15 protein-coding genes are annotated in these 17,981 nt (G+C 73.1%); 7 read left to right on the top strand and 8 right to left on the bottom strand.

Annotated elements, in window-relative coordinates; translation table 11 throughout:
- Positions 1–63 precede the first annotated feature (63 nt).
- Genes ACFYYJ_RS19650 through ACFYYJ_RS19635 form a run of 4 tightly spaced genes read left to right on the top strand, consistent with a single transcriptional unit; the run spans position 64 to position 4,357 of the window.
- A complete protein-coding gene (locus ACFYYJ_RS19650) occupies positions 64–2,820 on the top strand; it encodes a nitrate- and nitrite sensing domain-containing protein (RefSeq protein WP_389134045.1) in 2,757 nt (918 codons plus the stop codon).
- Positions 2,817–3,254 (top strand): roadblock/LC7 domain-containing protein, encoded by a 438-nt coding sequence (locus tag ACFYYJ_RS19645; protein WP_384585812.1) that lies wholly within the window; start codon positions 2,817–2,819, stop codon positions 3,252–3,254. The genes ACFYYJ_RS19650 and ACFYYJ_RS19645 overlap by 4 nt, the downstream gene beginning before the upstream one ends.
- A gap of 10 nt (positions 3,255–3,264) precedes the next feature.
- Positions 3,265–3,744, top strand: a complete 480-nt coding sequence (locus ACFYYJ_RS19640; protein ID WP_385129772.1) for a DUF742 domain-containing protein — start codon at positions 3,265–3,267, stop codon at positions 3,742–3,744.
- Positions 3,725–4,357 (top strand): ATP/GTP-binding protein, encoded by a 633-nt coding sequence (locus ACFYYJ_RS19635; protein ID WP_385129770.1) that lies wholly within the window; start codon positions 3,725–3,727, stop codon positions 4,355–4,357. The genes ACFYYJ_RS19640 and ACFYYJ_RS19635 overlap by 20 nt, the downstream gene beginning before the upstream one ends.
- A gap of 480 nt (positions 4,358–4,837) precedes the next feature.
- On the opposite strand, the gene ACFYYJ_RS19630 is transcribed toward ACFYYJ_RS19635, so the two are convergent.
- The 4 genes from ACFYYJ_RS19630 to ACFYYJ_RS19615 form a co-directional block, all read right to left on the bottom strand.
- A complete protein-coding gene (locus tag ACFYYJ_RS19630) occupies positions 4,838–6,031 on the bottom strand; it encodes a lipid-transfer protein (protein WP_385129768.1) in 1,194 nt (397 codons plus the stop codon).
- The gene (locus ACFYYJ_RS19625; RefSeq protein ID WP_389134040.1) at positions 6,028–6,489 is read right to left on the bottom strand and encodes a Zn-ribbon domain-containing OB-fold protein; all 462 of its coding nucleotides are present in this window, start codon (positions 6,487–6,489) and stop codon (positions 6,028–6,030) included. The genes ACFYYJ_RS19630 and ACFYYJ_RS19625 overlap by 4 nt, the downstream gene beginning before the upstream one ends.
- 62 nt (positions 6,490–6,551) lie before the next feature.
- Positions 6,552–6,890: an Mpo1-like protein gene (locus tag ACFYYJ_RS19620; RefSeq protein WP_385129766.1), complete on the bottom strand. Its 339-nt coding sequence runs from the start codon at positions 6,888–6,890 to the stop codon at positions 6,552–6,554.
- A 13-nt stretch (positions 6,891–6,903) separates the two neighbouring features.
- Entirely contained in the window at positions 6,904–7,593 is a 690-nt protein-coding gene (locus ACFYYJ_RS19615; protein WP_389134036.1) for a M15 family metallopeptidase, read from the bottom strand.
- A 29-nt stretch (positions 7,594–7,622) separates the two neighbouring features.
- Here ACFYYJ_RS19615 and ACFYYJ_RS19610 point away from each other — a divergent pair, with 29 nt between their 5' ends.
- A complete protein-coding gene (locus tag ACFYYJ_RS19610; protein WP_385129762.1) occupies positions 7,623–8,132 on the top strand; it encodes an NUDIX domain-containing protein in 510 nt (169 codons plus the stop codon).
- Positions 8,133–8,145: 13 nt separating this feature from the next.
- Here ACFYYJ_RS19610 and ACFYYJ_RS19605 read toward each other — a convergent pair whose 3' ends face one another.
- Together ACFYYJ_RS19605 and ACFYYJ_RS19600 are read right to left on the bottom strand one after the other, a co-directional pair.
- The gene (locus ACFYYJ_RS19605; protein WP_385364705.1) at positions 8,146–8,736 is read right to left on the bottom strand and encodes an HAD family hydrolase; all 591 of its coding nucleotides are present in this window, start codon (positions 8,734–8,736) and stop codon (positions 8,146–8,148) included.
- Positions 8,737–9,651: 915 nt separating this feature from the next.
- The gene (locus tag ACFYYJ_RS19600; protein ID WP_389134034.1) at positions 9,652–11,997 is read right to left on the bottom strand and encodes a glycoside hydrolase family 31 protein; all 2,346 of its coding nucleotides are present in this window, start codon (positions 11,995–11,997) and stop codon (positions 9,652–9,654) included.
- Between the two features lie 212 nt (positions 11,998–12,209).
- On the opposite strand from ACFYYJ_RS19600, the gene ACFYYJ_RS19595 reads away from it, so the two are divergent.
- A complete protein-coding gene (locus ACFYYJ_RS19595) occupies positions 12,210–14,192 on the top strand; it encodes an acetoacetate--CoA ligase (RefSeq protein WP_389134032.1) in 1,983 nt (660 codons plus the stop codon).
- A gap of 84 nt (positions 14,193–14,276) precedes the next feature.
- A complete protein-coding gene (locus tag ACFYYJ_RS19590) occupies positions 14,277–15,173 on the top strand; it encodes a hypothetical protein (protein ID WP_389134029.1) in 897 nt (298 codons plus the stop codon).
- 84 nt (positions 15,174–15,257) lie between these two features.
- Here the strand turns inward: ACFYYJ_RS19590 and ptsP are convergent, their stop codons facing one another.
- Positions 15,258–16,928 (bottom strand): phosphoenolpyruvate--protein phosphotransferase, encoded by a 1,671-nt coding sequence (gene ptsP / locus ACFYYJ_RS19585; protein WP_385364699.1) that lies wholly within the window; start codon positions 16,926–16,928, stop codon positions 15,258–15,260.
- A 74-nt stretch (positions 16,929–17,002) separates the two neighbouring features.
- Positions 17,003–17,452, bottom strand: a complete 450-nt coding sequence (locus ACFYYJ_RS19580) for a PTS glucose transporter subunit IIA (RefSeq protein ID WP_385129753.1) — start codon at positions 17,450–17,452, stop codon at positions 17,003–17,005.
- Between the last annotated feature and the right edge of the window lie 529 nt (positions 17,453–17,981).

Below are 17,981 nucleotides of genomic sequence, written 5' to 3'. Positions count from 1 at the left end.
CCGTTTAAATGACGGAACACCGACCCCGACCAACGGGGTTGAGCTGGGGAGGCTGGGGAGGCCATGCGCTTTCGCGGGAAATCCATCCGCCGGAAGATCGTGGCGTTGCTGCTGGTACCGCTCGTCTCCCTGACTGCCCTCTGGGGCTTCGCCACGGTCATCACCGGCCGTGAAGCCGTCCAACTCTTTGACGTGGCCTACGTCATCGACAAGGTCGGCCTACCCGTCGAGGAAACCGCCCGAGTCATCCAGAAGGAACGCCGACAGTCCCTCGTGCTCCTCGGGGATCCCCGGGCGGCCGGGGCGATAGCCGAGCTCACCAAGAGCCGCGCCGCCACCGACGAGGCCGTCGAGCGGATCAGCGCCAGCGCCCGTGACCCCAAGGTCATGGACGAGCTGAGTCCGCAGAGCACCCATCAGCTGCAGAACATCGTCGACGCCTTCCACGGCATCGGCTCCGTACGCCGTTCCGTGGACCAGAATTCGGTCGACCCCACGCAGGCGCTCGAGCTCTTCAACCGGCTCATCGACCCCTGCTACGACTACCTGATGAACCTCCACGGCCTCGACGACGTGGAGGTCGACAAGGAGGGACGCGCGCTCGTCGGCGTCAGCCGCGCACGCGAGCTGTTCTCCCGCGAGGACGCCGTCATGGCCTCCGCCCTCATCGCCCGCAACGTCGAGGGCACGAGCGTGCGCCAGGTCTCCGACCTCGTCGCGAACCGCAAACTGCTCTACGAGTTCAACCTCGTGACGCTGCCCGCCGAAGACCGGGAGCGGTTCGAGCGGTACTGGACGGGGACCGACACCAAGGCACTGCGCGACGCCGAGGAACGCTTCATCACCGCCGGCGTCGGCAAGAACCCGCGCAGTGCAAGCCCCGCCCAGTGGGACGAGCTCGCGAGCAAGACGCTCGGCGACCTCGCGACCATGGACAACGAGGCCGGTGAGCGCTACCAGCAGCGCATCGAGCCGGTCGCCATGGACGTCATGATCCAGGCCGCCATCGCCGGTGTCCTCGGCTTCATCGCGCTGATCGTGTCGCTCATCCTCTCCGTCCGTATCGGCCGCGAACTCATCCGCGACCTCTCCCGCCTGCGCAAGGAGGCCCACGAGGCCTCCGGCGTCCGGCTGCCGAGCGTCATGCGCCGCCTCGCCGCCGGCGAGCACGTGGACGTGGAGACCGAGTCGCCCCACCTGGAGTACGAGAAGGACGAGGTCGGCCAGGTCGGCCAGGCCCTCAACAGCCTCCAGCGCGCCGCCGTCGAGGCCGCCGTCAAGCAGGCGGAGCTCCGTCGTGGGGTTTCCGAGGTATTCGTCAACCTGGCCCGCCGCAACCAGGTGCTGCTGCACCGTCAGCTGACGCTCCTCGACACCATGGAGCGCCGCACCGAGGACTCCGAAGAGCTCGCCGACCTCTTCCGCCTCGACCACATGACCACCCGCATGCGCCGCCACGCCGAGGGCCTGGTGATCCTCTCCGGCGCCGCGCCCTCCCGTCAGTGGCGCAAGCCCGTCCAGCTGATGGACGTCGTACGGGCCGCCGTAGCCGAGGTGGAGGACTACGAGCGCATCGAGGTCCGCCGCCTCAGCCGCCTGGGCATCGTCGGCCCGGCCGTCGCCGACGTCACCCACCTCATCGCCGAACTCCTGGAGAACGCCACCGTGTTCTCGCCGCCGCACACCGCGGTACAGGTGCTCGGCGAACGCGTGGCCAACGGCTTCACCCTGGAGATCCACGACCGCGGCCTCGGCATGACCCCGGAGGCCCTGCTCGACGCCAACCTCCGGCTCGCCGAGACCCCCGAGTTCGAGCTCTCCGACACCGACCGGCTCGGCCTCTTCGTTGTCAGCCGCCTCGCGCAGCGCCACAGCGTCAAGGTCGTCCTCCAGACCAGCCCGTACGGAGGCACCACCGCGGTGGTCTTCCTCCCGTCGTCCCTGCTGACCGAGGCCCCCGAGACCAACGGCGCCGGCGCCCGCCTGGACGGCTCGGGCAAGGCCGCCTCCGAGCGACGCGGTCCCGCCGCGGTCGACCGCGGGAAGACCGGCGGCCGCCAACTGGCCACCGCCGAACTGCGCGGACCGGTCGAACTGGAGGCCCCCCTCGACCTCAACGGGGCCGATGCCCTCGACGGCACCCTCGACGACACCATCGTCACCGGGATAGCCGGCCTCACCGGAGTCGGCGGCCGCCCCGCGATGGCCACCCTCGACGACGAGACCCCGCCGGGCGGCACCCCGCGCAGCGCCCTCCTGGGCCTGCGCCCGGCCGACCGGCCGCACGCCGAGCGCAACGGAACCCGCCAGGGCGCCGGCCGCGAGCCGCTCGCCCCCACCGGCCCGGTCCGGCTGGAGGCCCAGCGCGCCGACGCCGCCCCGCGCACCGACGGCCGCCGCGCCCCGGGAGCCGTGCCGTTGCCGCGCCGCCGCCCCGCCCCGACCCTGGTCGCCGAGCACGGCCGCCGGGTGGAACCCCGCGCCGTGTCCGGGACCGGGACCGGCACCGTCAAGCCCGCACAGGGCGCCGCACCCGCCACCGCCACCGACGACGCCGTCGCCGGGGGTGGGCTGCCCCGCCGCGTCCGCCAGGCCAGCCTGGCACCACAGCTCAAGAACGCCTCGGCACGGAAGGCCGCCGACAGCCCCGCCGAACCGGTTGACCACCGGGACGCGGACGACGTGCGTACGCGCATGTCCGCACTCCAGCGCGGCTGGACGGCGGGGCGCAACCACCACGCACAGCAGCAGTCCGAGACCGACGCCGGCACCTCCGCCGCCACCGGTCCCGCGAACGAGAACGAAGGGGACGGTCGATGACCGCACCGCAGACCGGCAACGACACCCGGGGCCGCGGCCCCGGCCCGCTCAACTGGCTTCTCGACGAGCTCGTCGACCGAGTCGGCTCCATCCGCAAGGCGGTCGTCCTCTCCGGCGACGGCCTGCCCACCGGCAGCTCCAACGACCTGACCCGCGAGGACAGCGAGCACCTGGCGGCCGTGGCCTCCGGTTTCCACAGCCTCGCCAAGGGCGTCGGCCGTCACTTCGACTCGGGCAAGGTCCGCCAGACCGTGGTCGAGCTCGACGAGGCCTTCCTCTTCGTGATGGCCGCCGGCGACGGCAGCTGTCTGGCGGTCCTCGCGGACGCCGACTCCGACGTCGGCCAGGTCGCCTACGAGATGACGCTCATGGTCAAGCGGGTCGGCGACCACCTGGCGACCGCCCCGCGCACCGGGCTGCCCGCCGGAGGGTGAGTCGGACCGCATGAGCGAACCAGGCCACGACCGCCGGCACCATCCCGGCGACAGAACGGTCGACAGCGGCAACGCCGACCCCGAGGTCGACCGGACCGATGCCCTCGACCCCGAGCACGACCACTGGTTCGACGACGACGCCGGTCCGGTCGTACGCCCGTACGCGATGACCCGCGGTCGGACCAGCCACGCCGGCCAGCACCGGCTGGACCTGATCGCACTCGTCGTCGCCGAACCGGCGGCCGACGATCCGGTCTGGGACCTGACCCTGTCGCCGGAACACGCGCACATCCTCGGAATGTGCCGTGACCGGCCCCAGTCGGTCGCCGAACTCGCGGCCGACGTCGACCTCGCGGTCGGGGTCGTACGCGTCCTCATCGGCGACCTGGTCGCCGACGAACTGGTCCACGTGACCAGGCCGGTACCCCCGGCCGAACTGCCCGACGAATCCATTTTGCGTGAGGTGATCGATGGCCTTCGGGCGCTCTAGCCGCACCGGTGCCATGCATGCAGTGTCACCGGTCGAGCCGCTGACCCTGAAGATCCTGGTCGCGGGCGGCTTCGGGGTGGGCAAGACCACCCTGGTCAGTGCGGTAAGCGAGATCAGACCCCTGCGGACCGAGGAACTGCTCTCCGAGCCGGGCATCGGTGTCGACGACACCGGGGGAGTGGAGGGCAAGAAGACCACGACCGTGGCGATGGACTTCGGGCGCATCACGCTCCGCGAGGACCTCGTCCTGTACCTGTTCGGCACTCCCGGCCAGGACCGTTTCTGGTTCCTGTGGGACGAGCTCGCCCAGGGCTCGCTCGGCGCGATCGTCCTCGCGGACACCCGCCGGCTCGCCGACTGCTTCGCCGCGGTCGACTACTTCGAACGGCGCGAGATCCCGTTCGTCGTGGCGGTCAACTGCTTCGACGGCGCCGACCGGCACCCCGTGGTGACCGTGCGGCAGGCACTCGACCTCGACGCCGAGGTGCCGGTGCTGCTGTGCGACGCGCGTGACCGCGAGTCCGTGAAGGACGTACTGGTCGGAGTCGTGGAGCACGCGATGGCGCTGGCCCGCGCCCGCCGGCTGAGCCTCACGGCGGATGCCGGCGCCTGACGTGGAGGCGGCCCGTACCCCCGCCGACTGGGGTACGGGCCGCAGCTCTCATGGGGGGTTCGCGGTCCCGGTCGCCGCGCGGGACTGTGGAGCGAGTGTGAACCCGCCACGGTCCACCGTCAAGCGTTGCCGCAACCCGGATCCGAGCCACCCCCGACACCCGGCCCGCCGGGGCTTCAACGGCCGCCCCGATCCGCCCTCGGCGCATGCCCCGCGTGGCCTCGACCCAGTGACCCGCTCCCGCCTCGGCGCCCGGCCCGCCGGGGCATCAACGGGCCGCTCCGCACACGCCCCGGCGCGACCGCGGCACCCGGCCCGCACGGGGCAGGACGGCCCGCCCCGCCCGGCCCGCACGGGGCCCGGCCCAGCACGGCCCGGCCCCGCACGGCATGGCCCGCCCGGCCCGGCACGGGGCAAGCAAGAAGGGGCAGCACGGCCCGCACGGGCCAGGACGCCCGTCCCGCCGAGCCGGCCGCAGCCTCACCGCACGGCGACCACCGCCGAGCCGTGCCCGAACAGCCCCTGGTTCGCCGTGATTCCGGCCCGAGCCCCCGGCACCTGCCGCTCTCCGGCCGTGCCGCGCAATTGCCACGTCAGCTCGCACACCTGCGCGATGGCCTGCGCCGGCACCGCCTCGCCGAAGGAGGCCAGCCCGCCGCTCGTGTTCACGGGGATCCGCCCGCCCAGCGCGGTCGCCCCCTCCCGTACGAGCTTCGCGCCCTCGCCCTCCCCGCACAGCCCGATGTCCTCGTACCACTCCAGTTCGAGGGCGGTGGAGAGGTCGTACACCTCCGCCAGCGAGAGGTCGTCCGGCCCGAGCCCCGCCTCCTCGTACGCGGCCCGCGCGATCGACGAGCGGAAGGAACCGGCCGCCGGCTCCACCGCCACCACCGAGTCGGTGGCGATGTCCGGCAGGTCCAGCACCGTCCGCGGATACGTCGGCGTCACCGTCGACACGGCCCGGATCCGCACCGGATCGACCACGCCCCGCGCGCGGGCGAACTCCATGCTGCTCAGCACCAGCGCCGCGCCGCCGTCCGAGGTGGCGCAGATGTCCAGCAGCCGCAGCGGATCGGCGACGATCGCCGAGGCCGCGACCTCCTCCGCGGTGACGGCCCGCCGGTAGCGGGCGTTCGGGTTGAGCACCCCGGCCGCCGCGTTCTTCACCTTGACCTGCGCGAAGTCCTCCGCGGTGTCCCCGTACACGGCCATCCGGCGGCGCGCGTACAGCGCGAAGTACGCCGGGTTCGTGGCGCCGAGCACCCGGAAGCGCAGCCAGTCCGGATCGTCCGGCCGGTCGCCCCCGGCCGGCGCGAAGAACCCCTTGGGCGCCGCGTCCGCGCCCACCACGAGGACCACGTCGGCCAGCCCGGCCAGGATCTGCGACCGGGCCGCCCCGATCGCCTGCGCCCCGGACGCGCAGGCCGCGTACACGCTGGTCACGCGCGCGCCCTGCCAGCCCAGCGCCCGGGCGAAGGTCGCTCCGGCCACGTAGCCCGGATAGCCGGACCGCACGGTGTCCGCGCCGACGATCGACTCCACGTCGGCCCAGTCCAGCCCGGCGTCGTCCAGCGCGGCCCGCGCGGCGGCCCGCCCGTACTCGACGAAACTCCGGCCCCACTTGCCCCAGGGGTGCATCCCAGCCCCGAGGACGGCCACATCGGCGACGCTCATGCGGCCCCTCCCACCGGCTTGAAGCGCCAGGTGGTCCACGTGGTGTCGGTGGCGGCGTCCTCGTTCAGCACGCCGCCCACCACCTCGACCTCCATCCCGACCGCCAGGTCGGCGACACCGACCCCCGGCGCGGCCTGTCCCAGCACGACCATCCCCTCGGCCTCCAGCTCCACGGCCACGAGCGTGTACGGCTCCCAGGGCGCGTCCGGATCGGACACGTACGGCGCGGGCGGCCGGTACCGCCCGTCCGTGTAGGACCAGACCCTGCCGCGGGCGGACAGCGGCACCTCGGCGAGCTCCCCGCCGCCCGGGCAGCGGGGATTGCGGCAGTACGCGTCCTCGCGCGGGAAGAACACCGCCGTGCAGGCCGAGCAGCGGGTGCCGAGCAGCCGGAAGCGGCCGCCCGCTGCGTCCTCGGTGAACCACCCGGTCACAACGGGTGTGCGTGTGCGTGCCAAGACCCCTCCCATGCAGAAGAACTGACGCATCGTCAGGAGTCTGTCACGGCGGGGCCACCCGGTCACCGGTTCTGGGCGAGCCACTTCCGCGCGATCTCGCCCAGCTCCGCGTCCCGCCCCGCCAGCATCATCCGGATCATCTGCGCGTCCCCGCGCAACGACCACAAGGGGTGTCCGAAGGTGGCCGGGTTGTTCTTCTCGATCAGGAAGTGCGCGGGCCAGGCCGTCCCGTACCCCAGGAGCGGCAGCGCGGCCAGGTACCGCCCGCGCCCGCGCGCCACCCCGTACGCGGTCAGGGCCAGCCCGGTGAGCGTGCCGGTGAGGTGGACCCAGCGGGTTGCGGAGCGGGAGTGCATGGCCACGTAGTACGGCCAGAATTCCTCGTACGAGCTGAAGGTCATGCGGGCACGGTACTCACGGCCGGACCGAGACGACAGCGACGGGGAAGTCGAAATGCGCGTCCGGGTAGGCCTCGGGCCGGTACGTGAAGTGCCACCACTCCTCAGGGAGGTTCACGAACCCCTCATCCGCCAGCACCCGCTCCAGCAGCCGCCGGTTCGCGCGGGCTGCCTCCGTGACCCCCGGGGCGTCCGTGTGCGACAGCGGATCGAAGAAGTCGAAGGCGGTGCCCATGTCCAGCTCCCGCCCCGAGGCGAGCCCCTGCAAGGTCACGTCGACCGTACTCCCGCGGCTGTGCCCGGACTTCTCGGCGATGTACCCCTCGGGAATCAGCCGCTCACGCCCCACCCGCGGATAGAACTCCGCCTTCCGCTCCCGGTCGCCGGGCCCGTCCGCCTCCCGCGCCCACCGCACGAACCGGTCCACCGCCCGCTGGGGCCGGTAGCAGTCGTACACCCGCAGCGAGTACCCCCGCCGCAGCAGTCCGCGCTGCGCCCGCCGCAAGGCCTCGGCGGCGGGCCGGGCCAGCAGGCAGACCGGCTCCTCGTACCCGTCCACCACCGCGCCGGTGAAATTGTGCGCCCCCGCGTACCGCATGTCCTGGCGTACGGTCGGATCCACCTCGCGCAACGCCACGAACCCGGGAGGCGCGGCCCCGGAGGGCCCACCCGCCAGCACCGCCAGCACACCCGCAACAGCCGTCATCCGCATGCCCCTTGGCATACCATCGCCGCATGTCGGCACAGCTGAGGGACTCGCACTGCTCCACCTGCGGAGCGACGTACTCCACCCGTACGTGGCCCCGTACATGCGACGCCTGCGGGGCCGTCGCCTACCGCAACCCGCTCCCGGTGGCCATCGCCCTGCTCCCCGTCGAGGACGCGGACGGCACCGGCCTGGTGGTCATCACCCGCACCATCGAACCGGCCCTCGGCGGCATCGCCCTCCCCGGCGGCTTCATCGACTTCGACGAGGACTGGCGCGAGGGGGTCGTCCGCGAACTCCGCGAGGAGACCGGCATCACGGTCCCCGCCGCCGAGGTCGCCCTGGCCGACGCCATGAGCTCGCCGGCGGGCCACCTGCTGCTCTTCGGCCTCCTCCCGCCCCGCCCGACCGCCGTCCTCCCCGACTCGAAGCCGACGGACGAGACCACGGGCTGGCACGTCCTGCGCGCCCCGGCGCAACTGGCCTTCCCCCTCCACACCCGGGCGGTGGCGTCCTGGTTCGAGGGCCGGTACGCCTGAGCCGGCGCGCCGCTCACCCCCGGCCGGGCTGCGGGACCCGCACGGAGGCCATGCCGGCCGCGGTGGCCGCCCGGATCCCGAGGTCGGTGTCCTCGAAGACGAGGCATTCCTCCGCCGGGACACCGAGGAGTTCGGCGGCCCGCAGGAACCCCTCGGGGTCGGGCTTCGCCTTCTCGTACTCGCCGGCGCAGACGAGCACGTCGAACCTGTCGAGGAGGCCGAGGACCGTCAGTGACGCGGTGACGGAATCGCGGGTGCTGCCGGAAACGACGGCCGTCGGTATGCGCCGGTGGGCGTCCTCGATGTGCGGCACGACCCCCGGAACGGCCGTGAGCCGGGGGAGGAGCTCCTGGTAGAGCGACTCCCTGCGCCGGGCGACCGCTTCGACCGGCATGGCCAGCCCCTGGCTCTCGTTGAGCGAGGCGATGATGTCCGCCACCGGTCGGCCTCCCCATGCGTAGAAGAGGTCCTCGGGGAACGAGCAGTTCCACTCGCCGAGGGCCTGCTCCCACGCGCGGTAGTGCAACGGCATGGAGTCGGCGATGGTGCCGTCGCAGTCGAACAGATAGGCACGGAACTCGCCGGGAGGCAGAGGAATGATCATCACCTGAGCGTATAGCGAGAGCCCGACCCACCCGTCGTCCGAGACACGAACGGCCCCCGCCAAGCCCCAGCCCCGGCCCCACCCCGCCCCCACTGGGCCGCGCCCTGCCGCGTCCTGCCCGGCGGGTGCCGCGTCCTGCCACGTACCGGCCCGGCCCCACCCCGCCCCCACTGGGCCGCGCCCTGCCGCGTCCTGCCCGGCGGGTGCCGCGTCCTGCCGCGTACCGGCCCGGCCCTGGCCCGGCCCCACCGGGCCGCGCCCTGCCGCGTCCTGCCACGTACCGGCCCTGGCCTGCCCAGGCCCTGGCCGGCTTTATCGGGCTGCGCCCTGCCGCGTACCAGCCGCGTCCTGCCCCGGCTCTGTCCTAGCCCTAGTCCTGCCCGGCCCTAGTCCTGCCCGGCCCTGGTCCTCCCCGGCCCTGGTCCTGCCCGGCCTCGGGCCCGGCTCTGGCCTTGGCCCCGCCGGGCTGCTTGCTGCCGTGTGCAGGCCGTTTCGTGTCCGGCCTCGCCGCGTACCGGCCCTACCGGGCTGCGCCCTGCCGCGTACCGGCCGGTCGTGCTCGGCCCCGCCGCGTCCTGCCCTGCCCCGGCCCTCCCCGGCCCCGGCCCCGGCCCCGGCCCTCCCCGGCCCCGGCCCCGGCCCTGGCCCTGGCCCGGCCCCGGCCCTGGCCCTGGCCCGGCCCCACCGGGCCGCGCCCTGCCCGGCCCCGGCGCGTCCTGCCCCCACCAGCCCAGGCCCGGTCCGCACCGACCCGTCCAGCCCCTGCGCTGGCCGGCCGCGGGCCCCGCGGGCCCAGCGCACAAGTCCAGCCCCGCGCCGGCCCCGCCCCGCGCCGGCCCCGCTCGTCCGCACCCGCCCCGCGCCGGCCCCGCTCGTCCGCACCCGCCCGCGCCGCCCCCGGCCTCGGCCCCCGACTCAGAGCCCCCGCACCACCACCCCCGGCACGGCCGCCCCCGTCTCGTCCTCCACCACCACCGCGTCGCCGACCCACCGGACGGTGTACCGCTCGACCTCCCCCGGCTCGAACCCCGGCCCCGGATCGCGGATCACCACCCCGCCACCCGTACGCCCCCGCGCCGGAGCCCACACCTCCAGCTCGACGCCACCGCCCGCACCCCGTACCGGAACCACCGCCCCAGCCCGCGCCAGCACCGGGATCCGCCCCCGCGGGGCGTCCAGCAGCACCTGGCCCGGACCCTCGTGCGCCGCCCCCGTCGCCGTGTCGTACCAGCGCCCCCGCGGCAACCGCACCGCCCGACGGTCCGCCCCGCACTCCAGCACCGGCGCCACCAGCAGCGCGTCGCCCAACAGGAACGCGTCCTCGCAGTTCCGCAGCCGCCGGTCCTCCGGATTCCCCCACCACAGCGGCCGCACGTACGGAGCCCCCGTCCGCCGCGCCAGGTGCGCCAGCGTCACGAAGTACGGCCGCAGCCGGTCCCGTTCCGCCAGCAGCGCCCGCGCGTGCTCCTCCACCTCCGCCCCGAACTCCCACGGCTCGCGCCGCCCCGCCCAGATCGCCGAATGGGTCCGGAACAGCGGTAGGTACGCGCCCAGTTGCAGCCACCGCACGTACAACTCGGGCGACGGCGAGCCCCCGAAACCGCCGACGTCCGGCCCCGAGTACGGCACCCCGCACAACCCCAGCCCCAACACCAGCGCCAGCGACGCCCGCAGCCCGTCCCAGCTGCTCTCCACGTCACCGGACCACGTGCCCCCGTACCGCTGCATCCCCGCCCACCCCGACCGGGAGAACAGGAACGGCCGCTCGGCCGGCCGCAGCCGCAGCAACCCCTCCCAGCCCGCCCGCGCCATCGCGAGGGCGTACACGTTGTGCCCCTCCCGGTGGTCGCCGCCCGCACCGTCCATCGCGTGCCGCGCCGACCTCGGCAGCGTGGTGTCCCCGAACGGTGCGAAGGACACCGGCTCGTTCATGTCGTGCCAGAACCCGGAGAAACCTCGCGCGAGCCTCTCCGCGTACATCCCGCCCCACCACTCCCGCACCGCCGGATCCGTGAAGTCCGGGTACGCGCACTCACCCGGCCACACCTCACCCCGCACCTCCTGACCCCGCGCGTCCCGTACGAACGCGCCCCCGGCCCCCACCGACAGCCCGGAGGCGTGCACCGGATCGCCCGCCTTCACCGCCGGATCCACGATCGACACGAGCCGCACCCCCTGATCCCGCAGCTCCTGGGCGAGCCCGGGCAGGTCCGGGAACCGCTCCTCGTCCACCGTGAACACCCGGTGCCCGTCGTAGTGGTCGATGTCCAGGTGCACCGCCGACAGCGGCAGCCCGCGCGACGCGTACCCGGACACCACCCGCCGCACCTCCGCCGTGCTCCCGAACCCCCACCGCGCGTGCTGGTACCCCAGCGCCCACTCCGGCGGCACCGCCGCGGAACCCGTCAGCCCCGACCAGCCCTGCGCCACCCGCGCCGGCGGCCCCACCAGCACCCAGCACCTGAGCGGCCCGCCCTCCATGCGCAGCTCGCTCGACCCGGGACGGTCCACCCCCGACCCCGCACCCTCCTCGCCCTCGCGCAGCAGCACCCGCCCGTCCCATGAGTTGTCGTGGAACACCAGGTGCGTGCCCGCGTCCGCGACCACCATCTGCACCGGCATCGTCAGGTACAGGGGATCCACCCCCGGACCGAAGCCGCCCTTCGGATCCGTGTTCCACAGCCGGTACGTCCCGTCGCGCAGCCGCGGCCCCGTCGCCCGCCCGCCCAGTCCGAAGAACCGCGCGTCCGCCGGCACCTCGCTGCGCTGCACCCACCTGGCCCCGCCCATCCGGGGGTCCACCGGCTCCCACCACCGGGGCGGCGACTCCCGGCGAAGCACCGTCCCGCCCGGAGTGCGCACCTCTATCGCCCCGTGCCGGGACACGGCCACCGTCACCCGCTCCGACACCACCCGCCAGCCGCCCCCGGTGTCCGGCTCCAGCACCGCCCTCGGATCGGGCTCCGGCCCGCTGCCGACCACCGCGTACGACGGCGTCGGCCCGGCACCGTCCCAGCTCCAGAACACCGTCCCGCCCACCATGACGCGTACCACCAGCTCCGAGCGCGCGAACCGCAGCACGCCCCCGCCCGGGAGCGGCTCCGTATCCGACAGCGACCCGGGTACCCGAGCCCGCTCCGCGCCCCGGGGCGGCAGGCCCACCGCGTCCGCCCGCCGGCGCCGCCAGGCCGCGAGCCAGGCGCGCCTCCCGCGCTCCGAACCGATGTCCTGCACCGCACGCACCAGATCACGACCGTTCATGCCGATCACCCTGCCACCGGCCCCCCGCCCAGGGGGCTGCGTTCAACTGCCGTTCACCCGGCGGGGAGGGCCGCGCCGCAGTTGACAGCCCTGGTGCGGATCTCGATCACGTGGCATCGTCCCTGTGGGCCGACGCGCACCCACCCCCGCGCGCAGGCACCGTACGCAACGCACACCACGCGCGAGCCGCAGACTTGACCGGGAGCCGACCCATGACTTCAGCCACGCAGCCGGAACCCCTCTGGGCCCCGGGCCCCGACCGGATCGCCGCGGCCCGGATCACCGCCTTCCAGGCCTGGGCCGCCGAGCGCCACGGAGCCCCCGCCGACGGCGGCTACCCGGCCCTGCACAGCTGGTCCGTCGACGAACTCGACACCTTCTGGCAGGCCGTCGCCGAGTGGTTCGACGTCCGCTTCACCACCCCGTACGAATCCGTGCTCGCCGACCGCTCCATGCCCGGCGCCCGCTGGTTCACCGGCGCCACCCTCAACTACGCCGAGCACGCCCTGCGCGCAGGCGAGGACCCGGCCCGCGCCGAGGACGCCGCGCTGCTGTACGTCGACGAGACCCACGAGCCCGTCCCCGTCACCTGGGCCGAGCTCCGCCGCCAGGTCGGCTCCCTCGCCGCCGAACTGCGCGCCCTCGGCGTCCGCCCCGGCGACCGGGTCAGCGGCTACCTGCCCAACATCCCCGAAGCGACCGTGGCCCTGCTCGCGACCGCCGCCGTCGGCGGGGTCTGGACCTCCTGCGCCCCCGACTTCGGCGCCCGCAGCGTCCTCGACCGCTTCCAGCAGGTCGAGCCCGTCGTCCTGTTCACCGTCGACGGCTACCGCTACGGCGGCAAGCAGCACGACCGCACCGAGACCGTCGCCGAGCTCCGCGCGGACCTGCCCTCCCTGCGCGCCGTCGTCCACATCCCGCTGCTCGGCACCCCGGCCCCCGAGGGCGCCCTCACCTGGTCGGACCTGACCTCCGCCGACACCGAGCCCGTCTTCGAAGCGGTCCCGTTCGACCACCCGCTCTGGGTCCTGTACTCCTCCGGCACGACCGGTCTCCCCAAGGCGATCGTCCAGTCCCAGGGCGGGATCCTCCTCGAACACCTCAAGCAGCTCGGCCTGCACTGCGACCTCGGCCCCGAGGACCGGTTCTTCTGGTACACCTCGACCGGCTGGATGATGTGGAACTTCCTCGTCTCCGGCCTGCTCACCGGTACGACGGTCGTCCTGTACGACGGCAGCCCGGGCTACCCCGACACCGCCGCCCAGTGGCGGATCGCGGAGCGCACCGGGGCCACCCTGTACGGCACCTCCGCCGCCTACGTGATGGCCTGCCGCAAGGCCGAGGTCCACCCGGGCCGGGACTTCGACCTCTCCGCCGTCAAGTGCGTGGCCACCACCGGCTCCCCGCTCCCGCCCGACGGCTTCCGCTGGCTCCACGACGAGGTGACCGAGGACCTGTGGATCGCCTCCGTCAGCGGCGGCACCGACGTCTGCAGCTGCTTCGCCGGAGCCGTCCCCACCCTCCCCGTCCACATCGGGGAGCTCCAGGCGGCCTGCCTCGGCACGGACCTCCAGGCCTGGGACCCGTCCGGCAAGCCCCTCCTCGGCGAGGTCGGCGAGCTCATCGTCACCAACCCCATGCCGTCCATGCCGATCCGGTTCTGGAACGACCCCGACGGCAGCCGCTACCGCGACAGCTACTTCGAGATGTTCCCGGGCGCCTGGCGGCACGGGGACTGGATCACCCTCACCGACCACGGCTCCGTGATCATCCACGGCCGTTCCGACTCCACCCTCAACCGGCAGGGCGTCCGGATGGGCTCCGCCGACATCTACGAGGCCGTCGAACGCCTCCCCGAGATCAAGGAGTCCCTGGTCATCGGCCTGGAGGAGCCGAACGGCGGCTACTGGATGCCGCTCTTCGTCCACCTCGCCCCCGGCGCCGCCCTCGACGACGACCTCCGCGCCCGGATCAAGCAGACCATCCGCGAGGAGCTCTCCCCGCGCCACGTCCCCGACGAGATCATCGAGGTCCCGGGCATCCCGCACACCCTCACCGGCAAGCGCATCGAGGTCCCCGTCAAGCGGCTGCTCCAGGGCACGCCCCTGGCGAAGGCGGTCAACCCGGGATCCGTCGACAACCTCGACCTCCTCCACTTCTACGAGGAGCTGGCCCGCACCCGCACCGGAGGCTGAGCCCGGAGCCAAGATCACGGCCACTGTCAGTGGCCGTGATTACTCTGAGTGAGCAAGCGATCGCACCACTCAGGGGAGCCGGCCATGCCACGCAAGAACGACACCCACCGCCGCCGCGCACTGCGCCGCGAAGCCCCCAGCACCGTCGGCCTCCTGGCCGACTCCGGGGACTTCGCGGCCATGAGCGGCTACCGCAGCTTCACCTTCGACCACCGCGACGACTACGCGGACTACCTACGCCACGTCGAGACCCTGCTCCGCTCCCTCGCGGCGCAGGGCATCCACACCACCGTGGCCCTCTTCGACCCCGAGGAGTACGCCGACTACTGCGAGGACAACGGCCTCGACCCGGACACGGCCGAGACGCGCACCCGCTTCACCGCGGAACTCGCCGGCCACGGCAGCGGACTGCCCTACACCGGGCAGCCCATCGACGAACTCGTCCCGCTCCTCGTCGACGAAGCCGTCCGGCAGGCCACCTGGGAGTACGCCACCACGCTCCTCGCCGAAGTCGGCGCCTGCGCGGACTGCGGCGAGGACATCGGCCGCGCCTCCTTCGACCGCGCGACGGACACGGTCAAACGCCTCGTGGCCGGCGCCGGGCCCGGCAGTCACCACTTCGTCTGCAGCGTCCCGACCGAGGCGGAACAACTCGTCGCCGTGCTCCACGCCCGATCCGCCGACGACCCGGGATCCACACCGCACATCGAGGGCCGCGAAGGCCTCGACTTCGTGACGGTCCTGGCGGCCGGCCTCGCGCTCGGCGGCCCCGGGGGACTGGTCCTGCGCAGCTCCGCCGAGGGACACCGGGACCGGGTCCACGGCTGGCGGCTGGACCGCGGCCGCCTCGTCGCCCTCTCGGCCGCGGCCGTCTTCAACGCCTACTGCACCGACGCCGACACCGGTGAACCCGTCGCACCCGAATCGGGCGTCGAGTACTGCCCGGGCTTCGAGGCGGACGCCCCGGGCCTCCACCACTAGCGCCCACGGGAACGGAAAACGCCGAGGGGCCCTCACCACCGGCGAAGGCCCCTCGACTCCCTACTGCCCACTCACCCCGACGGCCTACTCGCCGGAGAGCACCGCCTGCGCGGCCACACGGGCCTCCTCGGCGGTGTCCGCCGCACGCGCCGCGGCCGCCGCACGCTCGCACTGGGCGAGCGTGTACTTGGCGAGGGTCGCCCGCACGTACGGAATCGAAGCGGCACCCATCGAAAGAGAGGTGACACCCAGACCGGTCAGCACACAGGCCAGCAGCGGGTCCGAAGCGGCCTCGCCGCAGACACCGCAGCTCTTGCCCTCGGCCTTGGCCGCCTCGGCCGACATCGCGATCAGGTCGAGCAGCGCCGGCTGCCACGGGTCCTGCAGCCGCGACACCGCACCCACCTGGCGGTCGGCGGCGAAGGCGTACTGCGCGAGGTCGTTCGTGCCCAGCGAGAGGAACTCGACCTCCTGCAGGATCGAGCGCGCCCGCAGTGCGGCGGAGGGGATCTCCACCATCGCGCCGAACTTGGCCTTCAGACCGGCCTCACGACAGGCGTCCGCGAAAGCCTTCGCGTCGGTGCGGTCGGCCACCATCGGGGCCATGACCTCGAGGTAGACGGGCAGACCCTCGGCGGCCTTGGCCAGCGCGGTGAGCTGCGTGCGCAGCACGTCCGGGTGGTCGAGGAGCGAGCGCAGACCACGCACGCCCAGCGCCGGGTTCGGCTCGTCCCCCGGGGTCAGGAAGTCCAGCGGCTTGTCGGCGCCCGCGTCCAGCACGCGCACGACGACACGCCCCTCGGGGAAGGCTTCGAGCACCTTCCGGTAGGACTCGACCTGCTTCTCCTCGGACGGCGCCTTCTTGCTGTCGTCCAGGAAGAGGAACTCGGTGCGGAACAGGCCCACGCCCTCGGCCCCGGCCTCCACGGCCGCCGGCACGTCCGCCGGACCGCCGACATTCGCCAGCAGCGGCACCTTGTGCCCGTCGGAGGTCGCACCCGGACCGGACGACGCGGCCAGGGCCGCCTTCCGTTCGGCCGCGGCGGACTCCAACTCGGCGCGCTTCTCTTCACTCGGTTCGACGAACAGATCTCCGGTGCTGCCGTCCACCGCGATGACCGTGCCCTCGGCGATCTCACCGGCACCGGGCAGAGCCACGATCGCCGGCACGCCCAGTGCCCGGGCGAGGATGGCGCTGTGGCTGGTCGGCCCGCCCTCCTCGGTCACGAAGCCGAGTACCAGCGCCGGGTCGAGCAGAGCCGTGTCCGCGGGGGCGAGGTCCCGTGCGATGAGCACGTACGGCTCGTCGCTGTCCGGCACACCCGGCATCGGCACGCCGAGCAGGCGCGCCACGATGCGGTTGCGCACGTCGTCCAGGTCGGCCACTCGGCCGGCCATGTACTCGCCGGCCCCCGCGAGCAGGTCGCGGTAGGCGGCGAACGCGTCGTACACACCGCGCTCGGCGGTGCTGCCGACGGCGATCCGCCGGTCGACGTCCGCCATCAGCTCGGGGTCCTCGGCGATCATCGCCTGGGCCTCGAGCACGTGCTGGGCCTCGCCACCGGCCAGCTGGCCACGCGCGATAAGGTCGGCCGCCACGGCACTCACTGCCTTGCGGGCGCGCCCCTGTTCACGCTCCGCCTCATCCGCCGTGATCTGCCGGGCCGGCGGTTCCAGGACCGCCGTACCCATGTGCCGTACCTCGCCGATCGCCACACCGTGGCTCACGCCGACGCCTCGCAGCGTTGTCTCCATTTCACCCGTCTCCGATTGAGCGGCGGGCCGAGCCGCCGCGGTGGATGTCCGACCCGCCCGTGCGGGCGGACAGGTCACTTCCAGCTGAAGAGCGCGTCTCCGGCCTTGAGCTCCCCGTCCTCGACCACGCCGGCGAGGGACTCGACGGAGGCCTCCAGCGCCACGATCGGACAGATCGGAGACTTGCCGGCCTGCTCGACGGCCAGCGGGTTCCAACGGATGACGGCCTGACCACGGGTGACGGTGTCGCCCTTGTTCACGAGGAGCTCGAAGCCCTCGCCATTGAGCTGAACGGTATCGATCCCGAGGTGCGTCAGTACGCCGTGACCATCGCCGTCCACGACCACGTACGCGTGCGGGTGCAGGGAGACGACCACACCATCGACGGGGGACACCGCCTCCGAGGGCTCACGCACGGGATCGATGGCGGTGCCCGGTCCCACCATGGCGCCGGAGAACACCGGATCCGGCACTGCCGCGAGTCCGATGGCGCGCCCGGCAAGAGGGGACGTCACGTTGGTCATGGGGGCCTCCCAGGGGTGGGGCTTCTTCGTGTCGCCGTCACTACCTGTTGCGAACGGCGTACTCTTCAGAAGGATATGTCAGAGGATGTTCGGATTCGCCCGATGTTGGTCCCGATCCGGACTGGTCCTTGGGCCTGGAGACTAGTGGACTAGACCGGTGGACTAGACCATACGCCTGAACCGATTTGCTTGGCCACCACGGGCCCTGTACTGTCGGTTCTCCCGCCGGGACGCTCCGTGTGAACTTTTCACGAACGTCCGATGGACGGGACTCCTCCTCTTCAGTGCAATCTTGATCTCTTCCTTGCGTTCCCGTGTGCCTTTTTCGGCAAACGGCGAATGGTCAGGGAGACGGAGAATCGCTGATAGAGTCGGAATCGCCGGAAAGGAAAGCGCGAAAGCGGAGACCTGGAAAGCACCGAGGAAGTCGGACACGAAAGAGTCTGATAGAGTCGGAAACGCAAGACAGCAGAACGAAAGCCCGGAGGAAAGCCCGAGAGGGTGAGTACAAAGGAAGCGTCCGTTCCTT

The organism is Streptomyces sp. NPDC002467, assembly GCF_042889825.1.
GTDB lineage: Bacteria > Actinomycetota > Actinomycetes > Streptomycetales > Streptomycetaceae > Streptomyces.
The sequence above is the reverse complement of the archived record's forward strand: the minus strand, read 5'-3'. Positions and strand labels throughout refer to the sequence as shown.